Source organism: Bradyrhizobium sp. Mp27 (assembly GCF_029953005.1).
GTDB lineage: Bacteria > Pseudomonadota > Alphaproteobacteria > Rhizobiales > Xanthobacteraceae > Bradyrhizobium > Bradyrhizobium barranii.
This window is the reverse complement of sequence record NZ_JASAUS010000038.1, coordinates 1-23,131: the sequence shown is the minus strand read 5'-3', so window position 1 is coordinate 23,131 and position 23,131 is coordinate 1. Positions and strand designations below refer to the sequence as shown.

Here is a 23,131-nt window from a genome sequence, read left to right as displayed (position 1 = left end):
TGACAGCCAGTATGTGGGACGCGTAGCCCGTCCTACCGGCAGGACAATCCCGCGTCGATCGTGGTCCAGAAGCCGCAATGTTCCGGTGCGCGTTGCGGCGCGAAGGCGTGGGCTTCAAACAGGAAGATCGCGACGGTGAAGACGATCAGTGCGGATGAGAACAGGACGAAGCGATTGCGCATGAGGACTGCGTTTAATCGACATCGTGGTCGAACTAAGGCGACGGCACCTGCTGAAACCGTCGAGACACGCGATACGTAGATTCACGGTCGGCCATACTCCGTGCAGGGCGGTGGTCGATGCGGGGCTGTCCGCCTGACGTTGTTCCTCGGGCGGCCCCGCTTCCGCCTTCGCTCTACGAGCTTCGGCGGGACAAGCAGTGCGTAGCCCGGATGGAGCGTAGCGCAATCCGGGGATCGTGCCACGCGCTGCGACCGTTCCGGATTTCGCTGCACTCCATCCGGGCTACGATATCCTCACCGCGCCAGCCACTCCGCGACTTCCCGCTGCGACTCCGCGCGTGCCTCTGCGTCCGTGCCGAGATGGCCGTGCTCGGGCGCGGCGGCGTCGATGGTGCCGGCAGCTGCGTGCAGCGGCGTATTGGCGCGGTCGAAATCGTGATAGGCGCCGGGATAGACCACGATGCGCGTGAGCGCGCTGCGGCCGCGCGCGCCGTCGACCATCTGGCGGCAGGCCGGCGGCGACGAGACGTCGTCATTGGCGCCGATCAGCACCAGGGTCGGCACCCGCGCGCTCCAGCCGAGGCCGGCGGAGATCCGGCAATCCGGATAGAACGCGATCGCCGCGCGAAAATCCGGCCCGGCTTCGCGCGCAGCGCTCTGCGGACGCACGGCCCAGAGCAGCGCGCTGGCACCGTTGGCCCAGCCGATCAGGCTGACGCGGTCGCGCGCGACCCAACTCTGCTTCATCAGCCAGACGCGCGAGGCCGCGATGTCGGCGACGCGCTCGCGACGGGCCTTGATGTGCATCTCCTTGACGCGGCATTGCGGCCCGAGCTCGCGCGAACCGTAGCTGTCGGGCAGCAGCACGGCGTTACCGGCCTTCAGCAATTGCAACGCCCAGTCGCGATAGCGCGGCAGCACCGATTCTGAATGATTGCCAAGGCCGCCGCAGCCGTGCAGCGCGATCACGGTCGGAAACGGCCCCTCGCCTTCGGGCTTGTAGAGCTGCCCATGCAGGATTCCGGACGACAGCGGAATGTCGACCTGCTGCGGCGCCGGCGCAGCGTGCGCGGCCGACATCAGCAGCATCATGAACAGGGCGGTCAGTCGAAGGCGCATCGGATTCTGCCGTGGAAGATGCCGGAACCGGCCATCCCTCGCGCGAAGCACTATCATGCGGAAACGGCGGCAAAACATCACAAACCGGTGGGTTTACCGGGCGGACAAGCCACCCTATCTATGCTAAATCCCGTCCAACACATCGTGCCCTCCAGGGTTTTCCACGGAGAGGCCTTCCACGGAGACTTTCGACCGTGCTGAACAAGTTCGGCCCCTCGGGGCATGGCGAAGCGCAGGTGCAATATCTCGACGGCGATTTCCGCGTGATCTCGCCGGGGACCTTCGTACGCTGCGCGATCACCGACACGCGGATACCGCTCGACGAATTGAAGTACTGGAGCGTGGACCTGCAAGAGGCCTACGCCACGCCCGCCGCCGTGCTGCAGCGGCATTTCCCCGGCGCGCTGAAGCCGCAGCCGTGAGGCCACCGGCACGCGACTATTGCTGCTCCGTGCCATCGCCGCCCACGCAGGTCTTGATGAAACTCTTCCTGGGCTCGCCTACAACCTTCTGATCGATCGCCTGCTTCAGGCAATCGACCCGTGCCTGCGCCATGCAGAGCTGCATCTGGTCGCGCTTGTCCTGTCCCTTCAGGCTTTGCGTCGTCGCAAGACACGTGACGCGCTTGGTCGCGGGGACTGGCACCGTGCCGGTTGGCGCAGCGGGAGCCGTCGTCGGCGCCGTCTGCGCAATCACGGGCGCAATGATCAGACACACAAGACTGGCAGCGACGGCTGCGGATGGCAGTTTCATCGGATTCTCCTGATCGTCTGGAACCGATAGGCGTCTTGCGATGAATGTCGCCTGAATGGCAGGCTGCTACAGGGTGAGCAAAGTGTAACTCTCCTGCCGGCGTTGCACGAGCGGCACGGCTTATCGCGCAGTATGAGGATGGAGACGATGTTCGCGGGTACCTGAACTGCGCGCCTCGCCGCCGAAATGATCTCCGTCGCGCCGATCCGCGTTGCATCGAATCGCGCTTGCACTCCGTGGTAAGTCACTTCGCGCTGTGGTTGGATTTTTCGCTGCGGTTCGGCGCCCTTAAGTTGTTTGACGAAGTTCTGGTGAAACAGAGCGCTGCTAGAGTGCGCGTTAGGTAATTAGCCCTGTTGCTTTATCGCATAGACCATCAAGTCAACCAAACGGCCATTGAGCTTTGGAATTGGCGCAGTCTGTGAACGGGCTCATATTGAAGAGCCATCTGGCGGGCTACCATCACCTCGAAAATTCGCGGTGGAATATTTTGTAGATCGAAAGTCAACGATGGGGGTGATCATGCCCACCATACTAGACATGCTCTATCGTGAATATTGCCGCGCCCGCCTCGCTGAAATGCGGAAACAGCTTCTGATCACAGCTCAACGCTCTGAAGCTCCCGAAGCGCATCATCATCTTGCGGATCAGGGTGACGATGAGAGGACGGACGCACAACGCAAGACTGGTCGCGGCGTGCCGCATTGAAGCGGCCCGAGACCGGCGAACTCTCCCGCGTAGCAGTGACCAAGCAATTGGCGGCAGTTTGGGAGCAAGCGATGAATACACCCGAATGCTATACTGTCATGGTGGCCTGCGTCTCGTGCCTGACCATCATCGGAATGATGGCCGTTGGAGCCTGGTGAGGGGATTGACCGCTGAGCCGGGATTGCACGCCGTTAGCGGGTCCGCTGGCAAGCACGTTCAGTCGGACCTGTGGCGCCGGACACAGCACGCGCCCTCCCGCATCGTCTGTCGATAGACGCCGGAAGGCCTTCGCCTCGCCTCAGCGTGCAGACCTGCTCTTTGCTGTGAGGTAAGCGTTGCCGCCGCCTGATACGATTGCGGCGGCATCGCGTGAGATCCGGATGTCAGCCTCCGGGCGGAGTATACGAAGAGCGCAGCTTCGCCGCGTTCTGGCGGACCTGCTTGATCTCGTCCTGCGTGAACAGCCGGGTCAGTTTCACGTTCTGCAGGGCGCCCGTCGTGACGGTCAGACCGGAGATGGCCGGAGCCGCGCTCGGATCAGGCACATCGAAAATCACCAGAACGCCTGGACCGTCGGCAGCAACGCTGTACATCGAAACCAGCTTGCCGCCGGCCGCTTCAATGAGTTTTCTCGCCGCCTCCTGGCGATTGGTCGTGGGGTTTTCCAAAATGGCGTTGAGAGCGCGTGGTGTATATTGTCCAGTGAGGCAAAAATGCATGGCATATTCTCCTCTGAGCTTTTGGCAATAACTCTCCCTACCGTTCCGAACTGATCGTAACGGTCTCGCATCTGAAATGATGAAGGTACGTTGCCCGCCGTGGGCATAAACGCCGCCGATGATTGCCGGGAGTTCGGCACGTCCCGGTGACGGCTCTCGTGCAAGGCTACATCAACTCCCGAACGCGCGGAAGACAATTCATCCGCCGCGACATGTCGCATATCGCAAGGCGCGCGGTGTTGGGCTACGGCGGAGCGCCTTGCTCACCCGAAGAAATCATCGCCTGCCGAACCGCCGCTCGCGCGCCTTGTAGAGATGATCGCTGATCAATTGCCGGAGCGCTGCCGGATCATCGAATTCGAGCTGCACCGCGAACGGCACGATGCCGTCGGGCACGCCTTCGCGGCCGCGCAGGCGCGCTAGATCCTTTTCCGTCGTCACCAGCGTGAGTTGCTCGCGCTGCGCCTCCGCTGCGAGCGCCGCGATCTCGTTCTGCGAAAACATGTGGTGATCGGCGAAGGGGCGCGTGCGCGCGACCTCGATGCCACAGGCGCGCAAGCTGCGGAAGAAACGCGCGGGATCGCCGATGCCGGCGAACGCAAAGACTCGTTTGCCGAGGAGTTGCGCGACCGAGGCCGCATCCGGCTTCAGGCGCGCGCGCAGCTCCGGCTTGTTGCGCTTCGCAAGCTCCGCCGCGACATCGTTGGCGGCATGGCCATTGCCGATCAGCACCAGCGCATCGGTGCGCGCGAGCTGCGCCTTCAGCGGCGCGCGCAAGGGACCGGCCGGAAACACCTTGCCGTTGCCGAGGCCGCGCTCGCTGTCAATCACGATCAGGGAGGCGTCCTTCAGCAGGCGCGGGTTCTGGAAGCCGTCGTCCATCAGGATCACGGTCGCGCCCCGCGACTTCGCGAGCGCGACGCCTTCGAGACGGTCGTGCGCGACCACGACAGGAACGTCGCGCACCATCATCAGCGGCTCGTCGCCGACGTCGGAAGCGGTGTGGCGCTCGCGATCGACCATGACCGGACCCTTGAGGCGCCCGCCATAACCGCGGCTGAGCACCACCGGCGTCTCGCCGAGCTCGCGCAACAGCTTCGTCAATGCGAGCACGGTCGGCGTCTTGCCGGCGCCGCCGACATGGTAGTTGCCGACGCAGATCACGGGGATGCCGGCGTCAAAGCCCTGGCGCAGCATGCGCCGTTCGGTGATCGCGCCATAGAGCAAGCCCAACGGCCGTAACGCATGAGACTTGAAGGAACGCGGCCGGTACCAGAAGGCCGGCTCACGCATTGGCGGCCCCCATCTCGATGGTGAGCTGCAACAGATAGGGCTCAAGCGCCGTCATGGTGCGATTGAGCGCGCCGCCGAGATCCTCGACCACGCCTGCGCCGGCGCGCTGCATCCCGTCGCGCACCGTGGGATCGGCCAGCAACTGGCCGATCTGCTTGACCAGCGTCTCCTGCGTGTCGGCCTGGCGCGCGCCGCCGCTGCCGTCGAGTGCCTCGTAGACATCGGCGAAGTTGAAGACGTGCGGACCATGGACGATCGCGGCGCCGAGCTTGATCGCCTCGATCGGATTCTGGCCGCCATGGCGGATCAGCGATCCGCCCATGAACACGACCGGCGAGAGGCGATAGAACAGGCCGAGCTCGCCCATGGTGTCGGCGACATAGACGTCGGTCGCGGCCGTCGGCAATTCCTCGCGCGAGCGCAACGCCGGCTTCAGGCCCGACGCCGTGATCATGCCGGCGATCGAGGCGCCGCGATCCGGATGCCGCGGCACGATCACAGTCAGGAGCTGCGGGAAGAAACCGACGAGGCTGCGATGCGCCGCGACCAGCATCTCGTCCTCGCCCGGATGGGTCGAGGCCGCGACGATGATCGGGCGGCCGCGCGTCATCGCCATCAGCCGCTCGAGCTTGGCGGGATCGGCCGGCGGCGCGGCCACGTCGAGCTTGAGATTGCCCGTGGTGACCACGTCGCGGCCGCCGAGCGCGGAGAAGCGCTCCGCATCGGTCTTCGACTGCGCCAGGCAGATGTCGAACCGCGACAGCAGCGCCGAGATGGTGCCGTACATCCGCCGCCAGCGCGGGAACGAGCGCGGCGACATCCGCCCGTTGATCAGCACCATCGGCAGGCGGCGCGCAGCGCCCGCCAGGATCAGGTTCGGCCACAAATCGGATTCGATGAACAGCGCCAGCGACGGCTTCCAGTGATCGAGGAAGCGCGCGACATAGCGCGGCGAATCATACGGCACGTATTGATGGATGACGTCGGGCGGAAACCGCTTCGCGACGACGGCGGCGGAGGTGACGGTGCCCGAGGTGAGCAGGATGCGCAGATTGAGGTCGCGCAGGCGCTCGATCAGCGCGGCTGCGGCGAGCACCTCGCCGACGCTGGCGCCATGAATCCAGACCAGGGGGCCGTGCGGACGCACGTCCCGGGACAGGCCCCGCCGCTCGCCGACGCGGGCGGGATCCTCCTTGCCCTGCTTCAGCCGCCGCTTGATCAGCGCCGGCGCAAGCGGCACCAGGCCCGAGGCCAGGCGCCGGTACATCCGCAGCGTTATCGGCAGCGAATTAGCCATCTTGGGGCCCCGGACGGCCGAGTTGCGCATAGGCGCGGCGGGTCGCCTCGTTCAAGGTCTCTTCCAGCTCCAGCCGCAGCGCTTCCATGGTGGCGGCGTCGGCATCCGGCGGCACGTGGATTTCCTTGATGCCGACCAATGCGCCCCGCCCGAACGGCAGGTTGATGGTGGTGCGGTCCCAGTTCTTGAGCCGGATGAAGCGGCTGGTCGCCATCGCGAAAGGCATGATCGGCCGCCCCGATTCCCGTGCCAGCATGATGATGCCGAGCCCGGCCACGCGCGAGCGCTTGGGGACATCGGCGGTCAGCGCGACATTACAACCGTCCTGGAGCGTGTGCACCATTTCCCTGAACGCCCCCACCCCGCCCTTGCGGTGGAAGGCGCCGCCGTGGTCACCGGAACCACGGATGAGGCCGATGCCGAGCCGCTCGACGGCGATCGCGTTGAACTCGCCGTCGCGATGCCGCGAGATCAGGACCTTGGCCCGGTAGGACTCCTTGGTCTTGATGAAGGGCGTCAGGAAATGCTGGCCGTGCCAGAAGGCGAAGATCGCGGGGATCTGCGGCTCGACGATGTCATAGACCTCCGGCGGATCGAACGTGAATTTGTTGGTCCGCCAGACCAGACGCAGATATTCGGCCGCCAGAACCCCGACGGAACGCTGAAGCCAGCTGCTTCGCAGCGTATTGCGAAGCAGTTTTTTCAACGTGCCGGTTCTTGATTCGGGTCGAGCAGCCGATGGAGATGGACGATGAAGTAGCGCATCTGCGCGTTGTCGACCGTGCTCTGCGCCTTAGCGCGCCAGGCGACGTGAGCGGACGCGTAGTTCGGATAGAGGCCGACGATCTCGACGTCATCGAGGTTCTTGAAGGTGTTGTGCTCGAGATCGAGCAGTTCGCCGCCGATGACGAGATGCAGCAATTGTTGCGGGGCACTATCTGGCATGGGTTCTGTTCCTAACGGGCTGCCCGGCAAAGCAGTGTTCGAGAAGCACGGCGGACGCACTCAGGGCAAGGGCCGATTTCGAAAATGCGCGATGATGCCCGCATGACGATCGCGACCCGCTGCCACCAGCACCCCGTGCGTGACTTCCCGGCGGTTATAGAGGATGGGATCTCCGGAGAGGTCGCTCATCCTACCATCCGCTTCCTGCACGATCAAATCGGCCGCCGCAAGGTCCCAATCATGGCTGTTGCCCCCGGCAAAAGCCGCATCCAGCACACCATCGGCGACCCGGCACAGGCGCAGCGCGAGCGAACCGATTCGCGGATGCAGCTTGATGTCGCCGCCAGCCGTATTGAGCCGCTCGACCATCGGCTTCGGGCCGGCGACGCGGGTGAAGTCGAGCTTTGATCCGGACGCCGCCCGCACGGCCTTGCCGTTGAGCGTCGTGCCCTGCCCGCGGGCCGCGAAGAAGAACTCGTCGGTTGCGGGCGCGAACACCGCAGCCAGCACCGGCGAGGCGTCCTCGACCAGCGCGACGCTGACACACCATTCGTCATGGCCGCCGAGATAATTGCGGGTGCCGTCGATGGGATCGACCACCCAGGTCCGCCGCCGCGACAGCCGCACCTCGTCGTCCGCGCTCTCCTCGGACAGCCAGCCATAATCGGGCGTCGCCGCGCGCAGGCGCGCTTCGAGCAGGTCGTTGACGGCAATGTCGGCTTCCGACACCGGCGAGGACGCGCCCTTGGTCCACTTCCTCAATTCGGTGCGGAACATCGACTGCGCGAGGCTGCCTGCCTCCCGCACCGCGTCCTGCAGCAGCGCCGCGTCGCGCGTCAGGATGGTTTCGTCTGTTGCATGCGCGTCAGCGTCCGCCAAGCGTCAAACCCTCGATGCGCACCGTCGGCGCATTGATGCCGTAGCGGAACTCGAGATTGTTCGCCGGCTGCATCGACTTGAAGATCTCGAACAGATGGCCCGCGATCGTGACTTCGCTGACGGGATAGGTCAGCTCGCCATTCTCGATCCAGAAGCCGGAGGCGCCGCGGCTGTAATCGCCGGTGACGCCGTTGACGCCGGAGCCGATCAGGTCGGTGACGTAGAAGCCCTGCTTGATGTCGGCGATCAGCTCGGCCGGGGTCGGCGTGCCCGGTTCGAGATGCAGATTGTACGGCCCCGGCGACGGCGAGGACGAGACGCCGCGATGGGCGTGGCCGGTGGTGGCAAGACCGAGCTCGCGCGCGGTCGCGCAGTCGAGCAGCCAGGTCGTCAGCACGCCCTCGTCGATCAGCGCGATCTTCTTCACCGCGACGCCTTCGGCATCGAAGGTCTGCGAGCGCAGGCCGCGCTTGCGCAGGGGATCGTCGATGATGCGGATGTTCCTGGCGAACAGCTGCTGGCCGAGCTTGTCCTTCAGGAAGCTGGTCTTGCGTGCGATCGAGGCGCCGTTGATGGCACCGACGACATGGCCGACCAGCGAGCCCGCAACGCGCGGATCGAACACGACCGGCACTTTGCAGGTCTCGACCTTGCGCGGATTGGAACGCGCCACGGTGCGCTCGCCGGCGGAACGGCCGACGACTTCCGGCGACAGGAGATCGGCACCGTGCGGCGCCGAGGTGAAGTCGTAATCACGCTCCATGCCGGTGCCTTCGCCCGATATCGCGGTCGCCGAAATGCCCTGGCTGGAACGCAAATAAGAACCATGGAAGCCGGTGCTGGTGACGAGCACCATGCCGCCCATGCCGGCGGAGGCGGAGGCGCCGCCGGATTTGGTCACGCCCTTCACGGCAAGCGCGGCAGCCTCGGCTTCAAGCGCGCGGCGCTCGAGCTCGGAAGTCGCGGGCACGTCGGGATCGAGCAGATCGAGATCGGGGAAGTCGCGCGCGAGCAGCGCGGGATCGGCGAGGCCGACATATTTGTCGTCGGGCGCGACGCGCGCCATCGCCACCGCGCGCTCAGCAAGCTTGGTCACGGCATCGCCGCTGACGTCGTTGGTCGAGACCACCGCCTGGCGCTGGCCGACCAGCACGCGCAGACCGACATCGTCGCCCTCGGAGCGTTCGGATTCCTCGACGCGCCCGTCACGCACCTCGACGCCCTGCGAGACGCCGCGCACGGCGACCGCATCGGCCGCATCCGCACCGGCGCGCTTGGCCGCCTCGACCAGCCGCTGCGCGAGATCGGAGAGCGCGGACTGATCGAACAGGTCGCGATTGGCTTTGGACGAATCCTGGGGCGAAAGCGTCGAGCTTGGTGAAGGGTTCACAAACGAAATCCTGTTGCGGCGGGAGGTTTCGGGGCGATACCGGCCCTGAACACCAGATGTGCCCAATTGGTACGGACTTCAAGCGTTTTCAGCCCGCAAAAAGCTCAGATTCGCAAGTTCGGCGCAACGTCTCGTCAATCATGCGTGCCAAGGTCTTGTCAATCATGAGCGGCGGTGACGCTGGATTAACCAGCCTTTTTAAGTGGTTTCGGAACGGCGCGCGCTAAGGTCCTCGCATCGACCGGGAACATAATCCCGGCGGGGAGAACTAAAGCCGTGAGGCGTCAAACAGCAACAAGCGGGACCGCTCCCGCCGGGTCGGGCCGCAGCTTGCGGCTCGACCCTCTTTCCCTTCCGGTCCGCTTCGATGCGCACGATCCGCGCGCCGACGGATACACCAGGCAGATCGAGCTTCATCGCGAGCGTGTCGTGCTGCGCCGTGCCGTCCGCGGCATGCAGATGGCGATCAACGTCCGCGTCAGCGACTTCATCGGCGTTGCGTTGCGCGGCAATGACGAGGCGCAGACCCTCGTCCTCGTGCATCGCGATCCCTCGCTGTCCGTTCCGCTACTGGTCAGCACCGATGGCGACGAGCTCGCCGAGGCCTGGGCGATCTGGAGCGAGCTGTTCGCGCTTCCGCAGCTCGACGAAGGTGCCCGCGAGCCCACGGCGCGCCGTCGCCGCGCCAATGCGATCCGCGCCCGCCGTCCGAAATTCCTGATGCGCCGGCGCACCGCCATGACGCGCGAGCTGTCGGTTCATCACGGCGAACGCGAGATCATCGCAAGGAATTGAACGGCACGCACAGTGCCGTAGGGTGGGCAAAACGAAAGCGTGCCCACCTTTTTTATCTCAATCTCGGGAAGCGCCTTTGCCCACCCTACGGGCAGCTACGCCGCCCGCATCACCGCGTCGACCAGCAATCCCGCAAACAGCAGGAAGCCCGCATACTTGTTCGAGTAGAACAGGCGCTTGCAGAGCAAGGGGTCGCTGATATCCAGCCGCACGATCTGCGACGCCAGATGCACGGCGAACGCCGCAAGCCCGAGCCAGGCCGGCCAGCGCGCATCGCCTGAGGCCAGCGCGACGCCGATCAGCATCACCGCAAGCCCGTAGAACAGGATCAGCGCCTGGTGCGTGTGCGCGCCGAACAGCCGCGCGGTGGACTTGATGCCGATCAGCGCGTCGTCCTCGGCGTCCTGATGCGCATAGATCGTGTCATAGCCGATCACCCACGAAATCGATCCGGCATAGAGCACCAGCGCGGTCAATTCGATGCGGCCGAAGGTGACGGCAAATCCCATCAGCGCGCCCCAAGAGAAGGCGAGGCCGAGCACGATCTGCGGCCACCAGGTGATGCGCTTCATGAAGGGATAGATCGCGACGATCAAAAGCGAGGCGATGCCGGTCAGGACCGCGAAGCGGTTGAATTGCAGCAGCACCACGAGACCGGTCAGCGCCTGCGCGACCATGAAGGCCAGCGCCTGCTTGGTCGTCACCTGGCCCGACGGCAACGGCCGCGAGCGGGTGCGCTCGACCTTGTCGTCGAGATCGCGGTCGGTGATGTCGTTCCAGGTGCAGCCTGCTCCGCGCATGACGAAGGCGCCGATGAAGAACAGCACGATGGTGAGCGGCAGGCCGCGGACGTCGTGCGCCATGCCGGCGGCGAGCGCCGCCGACCACCAGCACGGCATCAACAGGAGCCAGGAGCCGATCGGACGATCGAAGCGCGACAGGCGCAAATAAGGCCGCGCCCATTGCGGCGCGAGCGTATCGACCCAGTTGCCGGTGGAATCGGCAACGCGGGCGGATGTGTCGCTCATCGGGTGAGGACGTTGCCGTTGAGCGTGTCGAAGGTGCTGCCGCCCTTCTTGCCGGCATTGGCTTCAGGCGCAGAGCCAGAACCCAGCACCTCGCTCAGCGACGGACCGGCCGGACCGCGCGGCTGGTTCTGCATCTGCTGCGCGACGTTGCAGACCTTCGTCGCCATGGCCTCGGTGTTCTTGTGGCCATCCTTCATCTGCGCGCTGACCTGCGCCGGAATCCCGCACTTCGAGGCGTTGGCCTCGATGTACTTGATCATCTTAGTCTCAGCCTGGCTGAAATTGCGGATCAGCTTGCAGGCTTCGTCCGGCGCGGCGTGACGATCACTCGCGGCCTTGATCAGCTTGCCGCGCTTCTCGGCTTCCTCGCGCAGGGGCATGAAGGTCTTCATGCAGTCCTCGCCGGGACCGCCTTGCGTCGGCGGGGCGGCGCTGAAGGCACCTGCGCCACCGACGGGCGCGGCGCCGTTCACGGGAAACGATCCTTGGGGCGCTGCACCGACCGAAGCGGTCGGCGCCGAGCCGTTCACGGGCGGAAACGCGGAACTGGTTGGGGCCTGGCCAGGCAGCGGCGCAGGGAAGCCCTGCGCGTGGGCACCCGCGGCGCCCAAGGTGACCATGGCGGCAGTAATCGGAACCATCAAACGACGGATCATCAAGGCAGTCTCTCCGGCAGGAGCTTACGGGGTTCGGCGTCTTCCCAAATTGAAGCGCAACCAGCGTGCTCTCGATTTTACGATTCCCGCCGGCCCTTAACAACCCGTCGAATAGGGCAAGAGCGCGGCGCGCCGACGCACCGATTCGGCAATATTTACCCCCGAAATGGCGGTTTTCGGTTAATAACGGCGGCAAATTGGACCTTTGAACGATGCCCTCCCACGATTTTCGTGCCCCCCGCCTGTTTGTCGACGTCCCCCTTGCCCAGGACGCCAGGGTTCCGCTCGACCGCGACCAGGGCAATTATCTCGGCAATGTGCTGCGGCTTGCCGCCGGGGCCGAGGTTTTGGCGTTCAACGGCCGCGACGGCGAGTGGCAGGCCGCGATCGAAGGCCGCAAGCGGCCGGACGGCCTCGTCATCCTCCAGCAGGCCCGGCCCCAGGACCGGCTCGCCGACCTGACCTACGTCTTTGCCCCGCTCAAGCATGCCCGGCTGGACTACATGGTCCAAAAGGCCATCGAGATGGGCGCCGCCACGCTTCAGCCGGTCCTGACCCGTTTCACCCAGGCCTCCCGGGTCAACACCGAGCGGATGCGTGCCAATGTGGTCGAGGCCGCCGAGCAATGCGGCATCCTGAGCATCGCCACGGTGGCCGAGCCGGTGCCGCTGGACCGGTATCTCAGTCAGCGCCCTGCCGACCGGCTGCTCATCTTCTGCGACGAGGCGACGGAGGTCCAAGACCCCGTTCAGAGCCTGCAAGACGCGCGCGAAGCCGGACAAGACCAAGGCAGCGTTGGCATCGACGTGCTGATCGGCCCCGAAGGCGGCTTTGCCGAGAAGGAGCGCGCCCTGCTGCTGCGGCAGCCGAAAATCCTGCGGCTGGCGCTGGGACCCCGGATCATGCGGGCCGACACGGCCGCGGTGGCGGCGCTGGCGCTGGTGCAGGCAGTGCTGGGCGATTGGGCCGGCACCTAACCAAGCGAACCTAACGTCGATTCGCGCGCGGCGGCTCTACAGGTTCGCGCTTTAGATGACCTCTCGCTTCGACCGATGCAGGGTCTCGGACGGCAGCTCTCCGAAAGCCGCCCTGTAGCTCGCTGCGAACTCGCTCAGATGCCAGAAGCCATGGCCGATTGCGCAGGCCTTCACACTGCGACGAGCCGGGCCAGTGCGCAGCTGCTTTCGTACCGACCAGAGGCGCAAGACCCGGCTGTAGCGATGAGGGCTCATGCCGCAGATGGCCTGCGTCGCACTCTGGAGGGTCCGAACGGACACGCCCACCCGCTCTGCCAGTTCGGTCGTCTTGTGCCAGATCGCGAGATCGTGGCGGATCAATCGTTCCATCTCTGCGACGATCCGCTGATAGCTGTCCGTCGTGGAGTGCATGGGCCCGCGATTCACGTTGGACCGAATGGCAGCATCCATTGCGACGAACAGGGATTGTTCGACCGCCGTTCGCGACGTCGGCTCGTTCAGGAAGTCTGGATCATGTGCCGCGGTTTCAAGCGTCGTGGAAATCGAGCCATGCAGGGAGGCAAGGACTTCCGATGCCGGACTCAGCAAATGATAGCCGTCATCCAGCTGAGACCAGGGCTCGCGCTCGGGCAGGCTGAAATAGGCGACAGCCCACAAACGCCCCGCCGGCTCATAGACCAGGCAATCGGATCTTCCCTTGAGAACGAGTATGGAGCGACCAATTGATTGCCCGTTGATGCGGGTGGAGGTCACATGGTCCATCGGCACCGCCACCGCGATGGCGTGCGCCAGATCATAACCGCGGATGATCCGCGGGAAGGTCTTCACCAGAGACAGCGTCAGGGCTGGCAGGCTGAGCCGGGCGCGCTTGATTGCAGTCGCCCCCGCCGACAGCGGCATGCTGGATGCGCCGGCATATCTCTCACTCTCTCCGAAATGATCGATGTCGTACGATCGGAGCTCGAGAGCCGCGGATGGCTTGAGGCCCTGAAACGACAGCAAGCCGTCCAATGCTGTTCTTTGCGTTCCATCGCGAGCAGTATCGAGAAGGCTTTGATCCATATCCTGCCGCTTACTTCGCCTTCCTTGTCGATGCAGCGCCCTTGGGGGCACGCAGATCATCCGGCCCATTGATGCCGGCGCGCTTGAGATCGCGAAGCAGTTTTGTGAGCAGCAGCATATTCGTCTTCTGCAGTTCGTGATTGTTTCCAAACCTGAATGCGTTCTGCTCGGTCACGATGAGCCCGGCCTTGGTTTCGGCGAGAATCTTTCGTCTCTTAAGTCCCGTCACGCGACGGCGAACCGTCTCGAGCGGCAGGCTGAGGAAGCGAGAGAGCGCCGCGCGGGACACCCCTTGCTTGATCGCATCCGGCTCGACCGCGTGAATGCTGGAGAATCTCTCGTCCAGCGACGGATCGTTCATCACATTGATCACGTTTGCGTTGAGAATCGCATGAACGATCAATAGGTCCAGCGGATCGAATTCGTCGTAGTGCCGGAACAGCTCGCTGATCGAAAATAGCATATAGGCCAGCGTGTGTCGCGAGACCGTCCGGATAACATCTGATGCATTGCGCATGAATCGAAACCAATATTCACATTGTAAACGAAGGCAGCAGCAAACGGATCATCCGCCATACCCAATATGAGTATGCGACGACTTGCCTGTCCTCCTCAATTTCTCAATGTGACGTTGAGCTTGCGGTTGCTGCATTGAGTCGCATGCGCGGACAAGAATCAGCGACGGGCAATGAGGCTGTCGCGCAGGACGACATGGCCATGGACGACGATGTTGCATCGGACAGGCGGCGACGCGAGGAGCTCGGGCTCATCAAGGCATTTCTCGGCATAAGGGACCCGAGCAGGAGGCAGAGAATTCCCGAGCTTGCCGAGGAGCTCGCAGATCACGCCGCGTCCGAAACCGCAGGGCCTGCCTTCGTCTCGACCGATGCATCGCTTGGCGATGCGCCCAGAGATCTCCCTGGCCACACTGAGTGAAAACCAAGCCCCTCCCGTACTAGGTATTAAAATACCTAAAATACTTTCTGACAGATCGCTGCGCCCCACCTCCAAAGCCATTAAGCGATTGATCCTTTGGAGGTCGAAACCGCTTTCGCGCCATGCTAAGGCCTGCGCCAATTCGCCTCCCTTCTTTCGCCCTGCCCGGTTCCGCCGGGACGATGGACCCCTGTTATGACCGCGACTGCCACCTCAAATGCTGCCGGCTCCGCCGCCTGGGCGGATACGCTGCTCTTGTCGTTCGCGCAGGCCGGCTATGTCAGGGCCGAGCCCGCGATTCTGCAACCGGCCGAGCCGTTCCTGGACCTCTCCGGCGAGGACATCCGCAAGAGCCTGTATCTGACGACGGACCTGTCCGGCGAGGAGCTTTGCCTGCGCCCGGACCTGACCATCCCCGTCGCCCGCGACTACCTCACCTCGAACCGCGCCGGCCAGCCGGCCGGGTTCAGCTATCTCGGCCCGGTGTTCCGCTACCGCAGCGGTCAGGCCAGCGAGTTTCTTCAGGCCGGCATCGAATCGTTCGGCCGCCAGGACCGCGCCGCAGCCGACGCCGAGATGCTGGCGCTGGCGCTGGAAGCGACCGCCGCCTTCGGTGTCCGCGATGTCGAGATCCGCACCGGCGACGTGGCGCTGTTCAACGCCCTGCTCGATGCGCTCGACCTCTATCCGGTGTGGCGCCGCCGCCTGGTCAAGGATTTCAACCGCAAGATCAGCCTGGAAAAAGATCTGGAGAAGCTCGCGGCCGCGACCACCGCGACCCGCAGCGAATATGAGGGTGTGCTGGCCGCGCTCGCCGGCTCCGACCGCAAGGCGGCGCTCGCCTTCGTCACCGATCTGATGTCGATCGCCGGCACCACCAATGTCGGGGGCCGCACCACGGCCGAGATCGCCGACCGTTTCCTCGAGCAGTCGACGCTGAAGGGCGGCGCGCTGCCGCGCGAGGCGATTGCCGTGCTCAAGCGCTTCCTGTCGATCGCAGGCAATCCCGACGATGCCGTCGCCGAGCTCCGCGCGCTCACCACGGACGCGAAGCTCGACCTCAGCGCTGCCGTCGACCAGTTCGAAAGCCGGGTCGGCTTCATGGCCGCGCGCGGCATCGACGTTAAGCAGACGCGCTTTTCGACCGCGTTCGGACGCGGCCTCGACTATTACACCGGCTTCGAATTCGAGCTGCATCACAGGGGCAACGGCGCCGAGCCGCTGGTCGCCGGCGGCCGCTATGACGGGCTGATGACCCAGCTCGGATCGGCCGAGCCGATCCCCGCGGTCGGCTTCTCGGTCTGGGTCGACGCGCTGACCCGGATCGGTCGCAAGGTGGGAGCTTAAGTCATGAGCGCGCCATTCGTCCTGGCCGTTCCCTCCAAGGGCCGCCTGCAGGAAAACACCGAGGCGTTCTTCGCCCGCGCCGGACTCAAGCTGTCGAAGGCCGGCGGCGCGCGCGACTATCGCGGCACGCTCGCGGGCCTCGACAATGTCGAGGTCGCCTATCTCTCGGCGAGCGAGATTGCTTCGCAACTGTCGCGCGGCTTCGCGCATCTCGGCGTCACCGGCGAAGACCTGGTGCGCGAGAACATCGCGGATGCCGACAAGCGGGTGTCCCTGATCGACGGGCTCGGCTTCGGCTATGCCGACGTCGTCGTCGCGGTGCCGCAGGCGTGGATCGACGTCCGTACCATGGCCGACCTCGACGACGTCACCACCGGCTTCCGCGAGCAGCATCACATGCGGATGCGGGTCGCGACCAAGTTCATCAACCTCACCCGCACCTTCTTCCAGAGCCACGGCATCACCGATTACCGCATCGTCGAAAGCGCGGGCGCGACCGAAGGCGCGCCGGCGGCCGGCAGCGCCGAGCTGATCGTCGACATCACTACGACCGGCGCGACGCTCGCCGCCAACGGCTTGCGGGTGCTCGACGACGGCGTGATTCTGCGCAGCCAGGCCAATCTGGTCGCCTCTAGGGATGCCGACTGGTCGCCGCAGGCGCGGGAGACCGCGCGCGTCATCCTCGATCACATCGCAGCAAGGGCGCGGGCCAACAAATACCGCGAGGTCCGCACCCGCTTCCAGCAATGCGACGCCGCCCTGCTCGGCGAAGCCCACGAGCGCTTCGGCGTCGAAGCCCCGTTCGGCGGGCCGACCTCGTCGGGCATGCTGACGCTGCACTGTCCGCCGGGTCAGCTCTATGCGCTGGCGAGCTTCCTGCGCGAGCATGGCGCCGAGACCGTCTCGGTGGTTTCGCTCGACTATGTGTTCGACCGGGAGAACCCGCTGTTCGCCAAGCTCGAGGCATTCCTGCGGCAGTGAGCCTCAGGTTCGTTCAGCGTAGCGACAGCAAACGGCAGCTACCATATGCTGTTGAGAACCATGGACGCCTCTGGAACCTTGATCAATGACGCTGGGCTCTGACGTTTCCGGCATGACGACCACCGCGGCCAGTGCCGCCGCGAAGGGGTTGTCGATTGTCGTCCCCGTCTACAACGAGGCGGCGGGCCTCGCCGCCCTGCACCAGCGCATCTGCGATCTCGCCAAGACGCTGCGGCAGCGCTATCGCCTCGCCTGCGAGGTCGTCTATGTCGACGACGGCAGCGCGGACGCGACGCTCTCGATCGCCCGCTCCCTGCCGGCCGACGCGGTCGACGTCCAGGTGGTGTCGCTGTCGCGCAATTTCGGCAAGGAAGCCGCGCTGATGGCCGGCCTCGACCATGCCAGGCTCGGCGCCGTGATGTTCATGGACGGCGACGGCCAGCATCCGCCGGCCATGGTCGAGCAGCTGGTGCGGCACTGGATCGAGGACGGTTATGACGTCGTCTATACCGCCAAGGCCCATCGCGACAACGAGCCCTTCCTGCGCCGCGTCGCCGTGCGCGGGTTCTATTCGCTGATCAATTGGGGCGCGCGCCAGAAGATCCCCGAAGACGCCGGCGACTTCCGCCTGCTGTCGCCACGCGCGGTCGCAGCGCTCAGGCAGCTGCCGGAGCGCAACCGCTTCTTCAAAGGCCTCGCGAGCTGGATCGGCTTCCGCCAGATCCGCGTCGATTACGAGCCCGCGCCGCGCACCCATGGCGTGACGACCTTCAGCGCCGCGCGCCTGCTCGGTCTTTCGATCGAAGGGGTGACCTCGTTCTCAGTGGCACCGCTGCGCTTCGCCAGCCTGCTCGGCGTGATCCTCGCCGGCGGCGCCTTCCTGTTCGGCCTCTCGATCCTCTGGGAGGTCTGGACCACGGGCAAGCAGGTGCCCGGCTATCCCTCGCTCGTGATCGGCCTGATGACCATCGGCGGCGTGCAGCTCATCATGATCGGCATCGTCGGCGAATATATCGGCAAGATCCTGTCCGAGCTGAAGGCGCGCCCGATCTACTTCGTCGCCGAGCACAGCGAAAAGCATTTCGAGACCGGGAAGGCCGACGACGCCTCGAAGAGGACGGCCGCCGAATGAGCGCGGCCGCGGGCCTGCGGCGGATTTGGCTCTGCGCCGACGATTACGGCATCAGCCCGGGCGTCAATAGCGCCATCCGCGACCTGATCGAACGCGGCCGTCTCAATGCCACCTCGGCGATGATGGTGGGACCGGCGATCGAGCGCGGCGAGATCGAGGCGCTCCAGACGGCGGCTAAAGCAAGCCCGCGCTGCGCGATCGGCTTGCACGTGACATTGTCGGCGCCGTTCCGGCCGCTCACCATGCATTTCCGACCGCTGGACGGCGACATGTTCATGCCGTTTCCGAAGCTGCTGCGCGCCGGCCTTGCGCGCCGGCTCGACCGCGAATTCTTTCGCAATGAGGTCAAGGCGCAGCTGGCGGCGTTCGCGGAAGCGTTCGGGCGCGCGCCCGACTTCGTCGACGGCCACCAGCATGTGCAGCTCTATCCGCAGGTGCGCGACGGCTTTGTCGATGCGGTCAGCGAAGCCGCGCCGAAAGCCTGGGTCCGCCAGGGCGGGCGCGACCTGCCGCTTGTGCAGCGGCTGACCTCGCCAAAAGCCATGGTGCTCGATATCCTGAGCGCACAATTCCGCCGCCGCGCCGCCAGCGCCGGCCTCAGCTTCAATCCCGGCTTTGCCGGCGCCTATGATTTTACGCGCGAGGCCGATTTCGGCGCGTTGATGCGGCAGTTTCTGGACGGCCTCCCCGATGGTGGCCTCGTGATGTGCCACCCCGGCTTCGTCGACGACATCCTCGCCGGCCTCGATCCGATGACGGACGTCCGCGAACGCGAGCATGCTTATCTCTCAGGCGATGCGTTTGCGCGCCTGCTGGCCGACAGCGGCGTCACGCTGGGGTGAAACCGGCGGAAAGCAAGCCGCGGGGCAGCTTGTCGCATACCGAAATTTAATCCGGCGGGCACTGTTGGGGCCACAATGGAACCCTACATCTGCCTCGCGCTTGGTTTGAGCGAGGGAGACTGATCATGACGCCGCAGGAACGCCAGCTCGTCGACGAGCTTTTCGACCGGCTTTCGAAACTGGAAAATGCACCGCGCGATCCCGACGCGATCGCCGCGATCTCCGATGGCCTGCGCAAGGCCCCCGGCGCCGTCTACGCGCTGGTGCAGACCACGCTGTTGCAGGACGAAGCGCTGAAGCGCGCCCATAACCGCATCCAGGAGCTGGAAGCGGCCCATGCGCCCGAGCAGGCGCAGTCCGGCGGCTTCCTCGATACCATGCGCGATAGCTTGTTCGGCGGAGGCCCCTCGCGCGGCTCGGTTCCGAACGTGCCGCCGCGTGACGCGCGGCCGGTCTGGAACACGGGTCAGGCGATGCCGCAGACGCAGCCCGGTTACGGCGCACCGCCTCCTTATGGACAGGCCTACGGCCAAGGCCCAGGTCAAGCTCCGGGTCAAGCTCCGGGTCAGGGCTATGGCGCTCCGCCGATGGGCGGTGGCGGCGGCTCGTTCCTCGGCACCGCGGCGGCAGCCGCGGCCGGCGTCGTCGGCGGCTCGCTGCTGCTCTCCAGCATCCGCGGGATGATGGGCGGATCGCACCAGCAGGCCTTCGGCGACACCAGCGCGCTCGGCGACCGCAGCGCTGGTGGAAGTCCCTGGGGCGGCAGCGACCAGTCCGGCGGCTCGCTCTCGCGCGATGCCGGTCTCAACGACATCGGCTCCAGCCGCGACCGCGACGACGGTTCCCGCCAGGGCTTCGCCGACCAGGCGTCGAACGACCGGGACAACAACAACGATCAGAACTACGACGACAACGACGACGACAACATGGACGTGGCCGACGACAGCGATTTCGGCGGCGGAGACGATGGCGGCAGCGACTACGCGTGAGGCTGCCCGATCAGCGCGACAAGCAAAAACGGCCGCCCGGAAGGCGGCCGTTTTCATGTCGAATGTCAGGCGCTCACATCACCACGACCTTGGTGCCGACATTGACGCGGCCGTAGAGGTCGATGACGTCCTCGTTGCGCATGCGGATGCAGCCTGAGGAAACGTTGGTGCCGATGGTCCAGGGTTCGTTGGAGCCGTGGATGCGGTAGAGCGTCGAGCCCAGATACATTGCGCGCGCGCCGAGCGGGTTTTCCGGGCCGCCTTCCATGTGCCGCGGCAGGTCGGGCCGGCGCGCGATCATTTCCGCCGGCGGCGTCCAGTCCGGCCATTCGCGCTTGGCCGTGATCGACTTCACGCCGGACCAGGTGAAGCCGGGACGGCCGACGCCGATGCCGTAGCGCATCGCCCGGCCATTGCCCTCGACGAGATAGAGGAACTTGTTCGGCGTATCGACCACGATGGTGCCGGCACTTTCCTTGCCGCTATAGTCGACGGATTGCTTCTCGAATCTCGGATCGAACGGACGCTGGCGCGGATCGACCGCCTCCTGCTGGAGACCTGCGCCTTGCTGATATCCACCCTGCATCTGCGGCTCGCCCATCGGCGGCAGGCGGCGCTGGTCGTAATAGCCGGGCTGCTGCTGATAGACCGGCTGCTGCGGCGCGTAGGCCGGGCCGCGGCCGGGACCGTCACCGAACAGGAACTCGATGAAGCCGCCGCCCATATTTGCATTGGAGGCGACGCGCACCGGCGCCGGCTGCACCTGCGGCTGGTAGAGCACCGCAGGCGGATCATTCGGCACACTATTGTCAAAGGCGCTGGCGCTGTTCGCGCCGGCAATGAAGGTGCAAGCGCTGCCGAGCAGCGCGACAGACATTTTCTTGAACATCGACGTACTCTGTACTGTTTCGTCTAGATCACATGCGTCGTGCAGAGCCGATGGCTGATCGGCGACCGCGACGTGGTCAATAAAGAGCAAAAGCCGTTTTGTTTGGTAAACGTATCAGCCGTTTCGATTCACCACGTCGCGAGCGAGGGTGCAATTTGGCGATCAGCGTTTATTTTCGATGAACGCCGCAGGCCCATGGTTAATCGCTTCTTTTCGCGCCGTCGCGTGCGGCCGCTCAACAGTTCCCGCTGTGAACCTCGTGTTAAATTGCTTCTGCCTACAAAGACGCGTGAGTGAGGTGGGGGGAGTTCCTGATGGCTATTCACCGCAAACGTTTTCGTGTCGAAGAGGCTATTGTCGGCGAGATGCCCAGCCCCGAAATGATTGAGGAGGCTGCGCCGATGCATAGCGAGATCATGGCGGAGCTGCGTGCGATCCGCGCACAGATGGCGAAGGGCACTGTGCCCTTGTCCGGCAGCGCAGCCATGGCGGCGATCGACGCCTCCACCGCCCACGAGCTCTCTGAAGCTCGTACCATGCTCGATACCTACCGGGCGCAGATCGAGCAGTGCGAGAAGCTGAAGGTCGAGCTCGACCTTATCCACGACGCCATCGATCGCACCAAGCGCGAGATCGCGACGCTGCACGGCAAGAGCTTCGACGGCGGCGAGATGGCCAAGGTCAATGGCGAGCTCGGCGCGGTCGTCGGCGGCACCGAGCAGGCGACCCAGCAGATCCTCGAAGCCGCCGAATCGATCGACCAGGCGGCCAGCGCGATGTCCAAGGTGCAATCGGCCGACCAGCAGAAGCGGCTCGCCGACGACATCCAGGAACGCGTCATCTCGATCTTCGAAGCCTGCAACTTCCAGGACCTGACCGGCCAGCGCATCAGCAAGGTCATGACCACGATGAAGTTCATCGAGCAGCACATCAATGCGATGATGGAGATCTGGGGCGGCGTCGACGCAATCAAGGCCCATGTGCCCGCGCCGGCCGACACCCGCAGCGAGGACGAAAAGCTCCTCAACGGCCCCAAGCTCGCCGGCGACGTCGGCCACGCCTCGCAGGACGACATCGACGCGCTGTTCGACTAATCCGGCGCGACATTACGGAAAAACAAAACGCCGGCGAGAGCCGGCGTTTCTTGTTTTGAGAGCATCCCCTCCGCTGTCATCGCCCGGCCTTGACCGGGCGATCCGGTATTCCAGAGGCGGTGATTGAGCCGAGAGGCCGCGGCGTACTGGATGCCCCCGGTCCCGGCTCCGCCAAGGCTACGCCGGGCCACAAGCTCGCCCGGCCGCCGAAGCTTCAGCGAAGGCGGCAAGCCGGGGCATGACGAAGGAGAGACTACGCCCTGGGCGCGCAGCGGACGTAGACCATGTTGCCGTAGCGGGTGGCGGCGTCCTTGTCGATGAAGCGGGTGATCAGGACGCGGCCGTCGAAGGAGACGATCTCGCGGTCCTGCTCGCCGGGGGTGGGACCCGCCGGCCCGATGTAGTTCTTGCCGCTGGGCGAGCCCTTCAGCCGCAGCTCCTGCGGCGTCGCCTGGTCGGCGAGATGCATGATCACGCCGCCGGAGGAACCGGCGGTGATCACGTAGGGATTCTTGCACTGCGCCCGGGCCGCGGCCTCGGTGCGGGCGCGGTCGGCCGGATTCTGGAACGAGGCGAGACCCCAACGGCCGACGATCTCGTCGGCGCGGATGCTCGCCGGCATTTCCGGGCCGGTGCCGGGCTCAGCCTCGGGCGGCGGCGAAGACGACGAGAACGACGGCAGGCTCATACCGCCGCCGCAGGCGCCAAGCAGCAGCACCAGGCAAGAGGCGGCCGCCAGATTGGCAACCGTGCGTGCGTGAGCTGACCTGATCATGACATTCCCCCGAGCAAACCGTCCCCCAAATGAGACCCCGACCGCATCCCTCCTGCAGCCAAGCGCAAAACCGCTGTCGGAGCAATGACGTCCTTTATACGCCAGCGCGACCAATAAGTTTCTCTAGACACGATCCTATATCCGCCTCACCAATCGCTTAACCACCCTTGCTTGACAGGATCGCGGCCAAGCCATATTTCCGGGCGCACTATTAGCACTCGGAAAGCCCATTGCTAACCCGTCCTATTCGTGAGAGTGCGGCTTTTGGGCCCGATTGATGCGGCCGCACATCTTGTCTGACGAGGCGCACAGGATTGCCTTCGGCTTTTCGCCGCCTGACGAC

The 23,131-nt window shown here is 65.1% G+C and carries 27 protein-coding genes; 11 read left to right on the top strand and 16 right to left on the bottom strand.

The annotated features are described in order from the left end of the window. Positions 1-32: 32 nt before the first annotated feature. Positions 33-182 (bottom strand): hypothetical protein, encoded by a 150-nt coding sequence (locus QJT78_RS20455; RefSeq protein ID WP_193375976.1) that lies wholly within the window; start codon positions 180-182, stop codon positions 33-35. A gap of 294 nt (positions 183-476) precedes the next feature. Next, positions 477-1,301 carry a dienelactone hydrolase family protein gene (locus QJT78_RS20450; protein ID WP_038944540.1) on the bottom strand — a complete coding sequence of 275 codons (825 nt, stop codon included), beginning with the start codon at positions 1,299-1,301 and terminating at the stop codon, positions 477-479. A 194-nt stretch (positions 1,302-1,495) separates the two neighbouring features. Between QJT78_RS20450 and QJT78_RS20445 the strand changes: the two genes are divergently transcribed. Beyond that, positions 1,496-1,723 carry a DUF2093 domain-containing protein gene (locus QJT78_RS20445; RefSeq protein ID WP_014491939.1) on the top strand — a complete coding sequence of 76 codons (228 nt, stop codon included), beginning with the start codon at positions 1,496-1,498 and terminating at the stop codon, positions 1,721-1,723. Positions 1,724-1,739: 16 nt separating this feature from the next. Here the strand turns inward: QJT78_RS20445 and QJT78_RS20440 are convergent, their stop codons facing one another. Further along, complete coding sequence (locus QJT78_RS20440; RefSeq protein ID WP_028153197.1) at positions 1,740-2,054, bottom strand: hypothetical protein; 315 nt, start codon at positions 2,052-2,054, stop codon at positions 1,740-1,742. A gap of 480 nt (positions 2,055-2,534) precedes the next feature. Between QJT78_RS20440 and QJT78_RS20435 the strand changes: the two genes are divergently transcribed. Further along, a complete protein-coding gene (locus QJT78_RS20435) occupies positions 2,535-2,762 on the top strand; it encodes a hypothetical protein (protein ID WP_240537699.1) in 228 nt (75 codons plus the stop codon). Between the two features lie 383 nt (positions 2,763-3,145). On the opposite strand, the gene QJT78_RS20430 is transcribed toward QJT78_RS20435, so the two are convergent. The 7 genes from QJT78_RS20430 to QJT78_RS20400 all read right to left on the bottom strand — a co-directional run bounded on the left by QJT78_RS20430 (position 3,146) and on the right by QJT78_RS20400 (position 9,285). Next, positions 3,146-3,481: a GYD domain-containing protein gene (locus QJT78_RS20430; protein WP_028153086.1), complete on the bottom strand. Its 336-nt coding sequence runs from the start codon at positions 3,479-3,481 to the stop codon at positions 3,146-3,148. A 276-nt stretch (positions 3,482-3,757) separates the two neighbouring features. After that, on the bottom strand, positions 3,758-4,774 hold the full coding sequence (gene lpxK, locus QJT78_RS20425) for a tetraacyldisaccharide 4'-kinase (protein WP_028153085.1): 1,017 nt from the start codon (positions 4,772-4,774) through the stop codon (positions 3,758-3,760). Beyond that, on the bottom strand, positions 4,767-6,101 hold the full coding sequence (locus QJT78_RS20420; protein ID WP_038944541.1) for a 3-deoxy-D-manno-octulosonic acid transferase: 1,335 nt from the start codon (positions 6,099-6,101) through the stop codon (positions 4,767-4,769). The genes lpxK and QJT78_RS20420 overlap by 8 nt, the downstream gene beginning before the upstream one ends. Then, positions 6,064-6,777, bottom strand: coding sequence for a lysophospholipid acyltransferase family protein (locus QJT78_RS20415; protein WP_028153083.1), 714 nt, complete (start codon positions 6,775-6,777; stop codon positions 6,064-6,066). The genes QJT78_RS20420 and QJT78_RS20415 overlap by 38 nt, the downstream gene beginning before the upstream one ends. Then, a complete protein-coding gene (locus QJT78_RS20410) occupies positions 6,774-7,016 on the bottom strand; it encodes a DUF4170 domain-containing protein (RefSeq protein WP_014491932.1) in 243 nt (80 codons plus the stop codon). The genes QJT78_RS20415 and QJT78_RS20410 overlap by 4 nt, the downstream gene beginning before the upstream one ends. Positions 7,017-7,076: 60 nt before the next feature. Further along, positions 7,077-7,895 carry a 3'(2'),5'-bisphosphate nucleotidase CysQ gene (locus tag QJT78_RS20405; RefSeq protein ID WP_028153082.1) on the bottom strand — a complete coding sequence of 273 codons (819 nt, stop codon included), beginning with the start codon at positions 7,893-7,895 and terminating at the stop codon, positions 7,077-7,079. Further along, the gene (locus tag QJT78_RS20400; RefSeq protein WP_038944543.1) at positions 7,882-9,285 is read right to left on the bottom strand and encodes a TldD/PmbA family protein; all 1,404 of its coding nucleotides are present in this window, start codon (positions 9,283-9,285) and stop codon (positions 7,882-7,884) included. The genes QJT78_RS20405 and QJT78_RS20400 overlap by 14 nt, the downstream gene beginning before the upstream one ends. A gap of 276 nt (positions 9,286-9,561) precedes the next feature. On the opposite strand from QJT78_RS20400, the gene QJT78_RS20395 reads away from it, so the two are divergent. Next, positions 9,562-10,080: a DUF6101 family protein gene (locus QJT78_RS20395; protein WP_028153080.1), complete on the top strand. Its 519-nt coding sequence runs from the start codon at positions 9,562-9,564 to the stop codon at positions 10,078-10,080. A 95-nt stretch (positions 10,081-10,175) separates the two neighbouring features. On the opposite strand, the gene ubiA is transcribed toward QJT78_RS20395, so the two are convergent. Both ubiA and QJT78_RS20385 read right to left on the bottom strand, forming a co-directional pair. Beyond that, on the bottom strand, positions 10,176-11,108 hold the full coding sequence (gene ubiA, locus QJT78_RS20390) for a 4-hydroxybenzoate octaprenyltransferase (RefSeq protein WP_038944546.1): 933 nt from the start codon (positions 11,106-11,108) through the stop codon (positions 10,176-10,178). Beyond that, positions 11,105-11,764 carry a hypothetical protein gene (locus QJT78_RS20385; RefSeq protein ID WP_028153078.1) on the bottom strand — a complete coding sequence of 220 codons (660 nt, stop codon included), beginning with the start codon at positions 11,762-11,764 and terminating at the stop codon, positions 11,105-11,107. Before QJT78_RS20385 ends, ubiA begins: the two co-directional genes overlap by 4 nt. Before the next feature lie 212 nt (positions 11,765-11,976). On the opposite strand from QJT78_RS20385, the gene QJT78_RS20380 reads away from it, so the two are divergent. Further along, complete coding sequence (locus QJT78_RS20380) at positions 11,977-12,741, top strand: 16S rRNA (uracil(1498)-N(3))-methyltransferase (protein WP_028153077.1); 765 nt, start codon at positions 11,977-11,979, stop codon at positions 12,739-12,741. 51 nt (positions 12,742-12,792) lie between these two features. Here the strand turns inward: QJT78_RS20380 and QJT78_RS20375 are convergent, their stop codons facing one another. Together QJT78_RS20375 and QJT78_RS20370 are read right to left on the bottom strand one after the other, a co-directional pair. After that, positions 12,793-13,641 (bottom strand): helix-turn-helix domain-containing protein, encoded by an 849-nt coding sequence (locus tag QJT78_RS20375; protein ID WP_244433245.1) that lies wholly within the window; start codon positions 13,639-13,641, stop codon positions 12,793-12,795. Between the two features lie 172 nt (positions 13,642-13,813). Further along, entirely contained in the window at positions 13,814-14,320 is a 507-nt protein-coding gene (locus tag QJT78_RS20370; RefSeq protein WP_028153075.1) for a hypothetical protein, read from the bottom strand. Between the two features lie 200 nt (positions 14,321-14,520). Between QJT78_RS20370 and QJT78_RS20365 the strand changes: the two genes are divergently transcribed. From QJT78_RS20365 to QJT78_RS20340, 6 genes are all read left to right on the top strand, one after another. Further along, complete coding sequence (locus QJT78_RS20365; protein ID WP_245289314.1) at positions 14,521-14,739, top strand: hypothetical protein; 219 nt, start codon at positions 14,521-14,523, stop codon at positions 14,737-14,739. 195 nt (positions 14,740-14,934) lie between these two features. Further along, positions 14,935-16,086, top strand: a complete 1,152-nt coding sequence (locus QJT78_RS20360; RefSeq protein ID WP_028153073.1) for an ATP phosphoribosyltransferase regulatory subunit — start codon at positions 14,935-14,937, stop codon at positions 16,084-16,086. A 3-nt stretch (positions 16,087-16,089) separates the two neighbouring features. Beyond that, entirely contained in the window at positions 16,090-17,067 is a 978-nt protein-coding gene (hisG, locus tag QJT78_RS20355) for an ATP phosphoribosyltransferase (RefSeq protein ID WP_028153072.1), read from the top strand. An 85-nt stretch (positions 17,068-17,152) separates the two neighbouring features. Next, on the top strand, positions 17,153-18,199 hold the full coding sequence (locus QJT78_RS20350) for a glycosyltransferase family 2 protein (protein WP_028153071.1): 1,047 nt from the start codon (positions 17,153-17,155) through the stop codon (positions 18,197-18,199). After that, on the top strand, positions 18,196-19,041 hold the full coding sequence (locus QJT78_RS20345) for a ChbG/HpnK family deacetylase (protein WP_028153070.1): 846 nt from the start codon (positions 18,196-18,198) through the stop codon (positions 19,039-19,041). The genes QJT78_RS20350 and QJT78_RS20345 overlap by 4 nt, the downstream gene beginning before the upstream one ends. Positions 19,042-19,166: 125 nt before the next feature. Further along, the gene (locus QJT78_RS20340; protein WP_212480673.1) at positions 19,167-20,030 is read left to right on the top strand and encodes a DUF2076 domain-containing protein; all 864 of its coding nucleotides are present in this window, start codon (positions 19,167-19,169) and stop codon (positions 20,028-20,030) included. 73 nt (positions 20,031-20,103) lie between these two features. Here the strand turns inward: QJT78_RS20340 and QJT78_RS20335 are convergent, their stop codons facing one another. Next, complete coding sequence (locus tag QJT78_RS20335; RefSeq protein ID WP_028153068.1) at positions 20,104-20,919, bottom strand: L,D-transpeptidase; 816 nt, start codon at positions 20,917-20,919, stop codon at positions 20,104-20,106. Between the two features lie 314 nt (positions 20,920-21,233). On the opposite strand from QJT78_RS20335, the gene QJT78_RS20330 reads away from it, so the two are divergent. Continuing rightward, complete coding sequence (locus QJT78_RS20330; RefSeq protein WP_028153067.1) at positions 21,234-22,013, top strand: protein phosphatase CheZ; 780 nt, start codon at positions 21,234-21,236, stop codon at positions 22,011-22,013. Positions 22,014-22,266: 253 nt separating this feature from the next. On the opposite strand, the gene QJT78_RS20325 is transcribed toward QJT78_RS20330, so the two are convergent. Beyond that, positions 22,267-22,788: a hypothetical protein gene (locus QJT78_RS20325; RefSeq protein WP_028153066.1), complete on the bottom strand. Its 522-nt coding sequence runs from the start codon at positions 22,786-22,788 to the stop codon at positions 22,267-22,269. Positions 22,789-23,131: the final 343 nt, after the last annotated feature.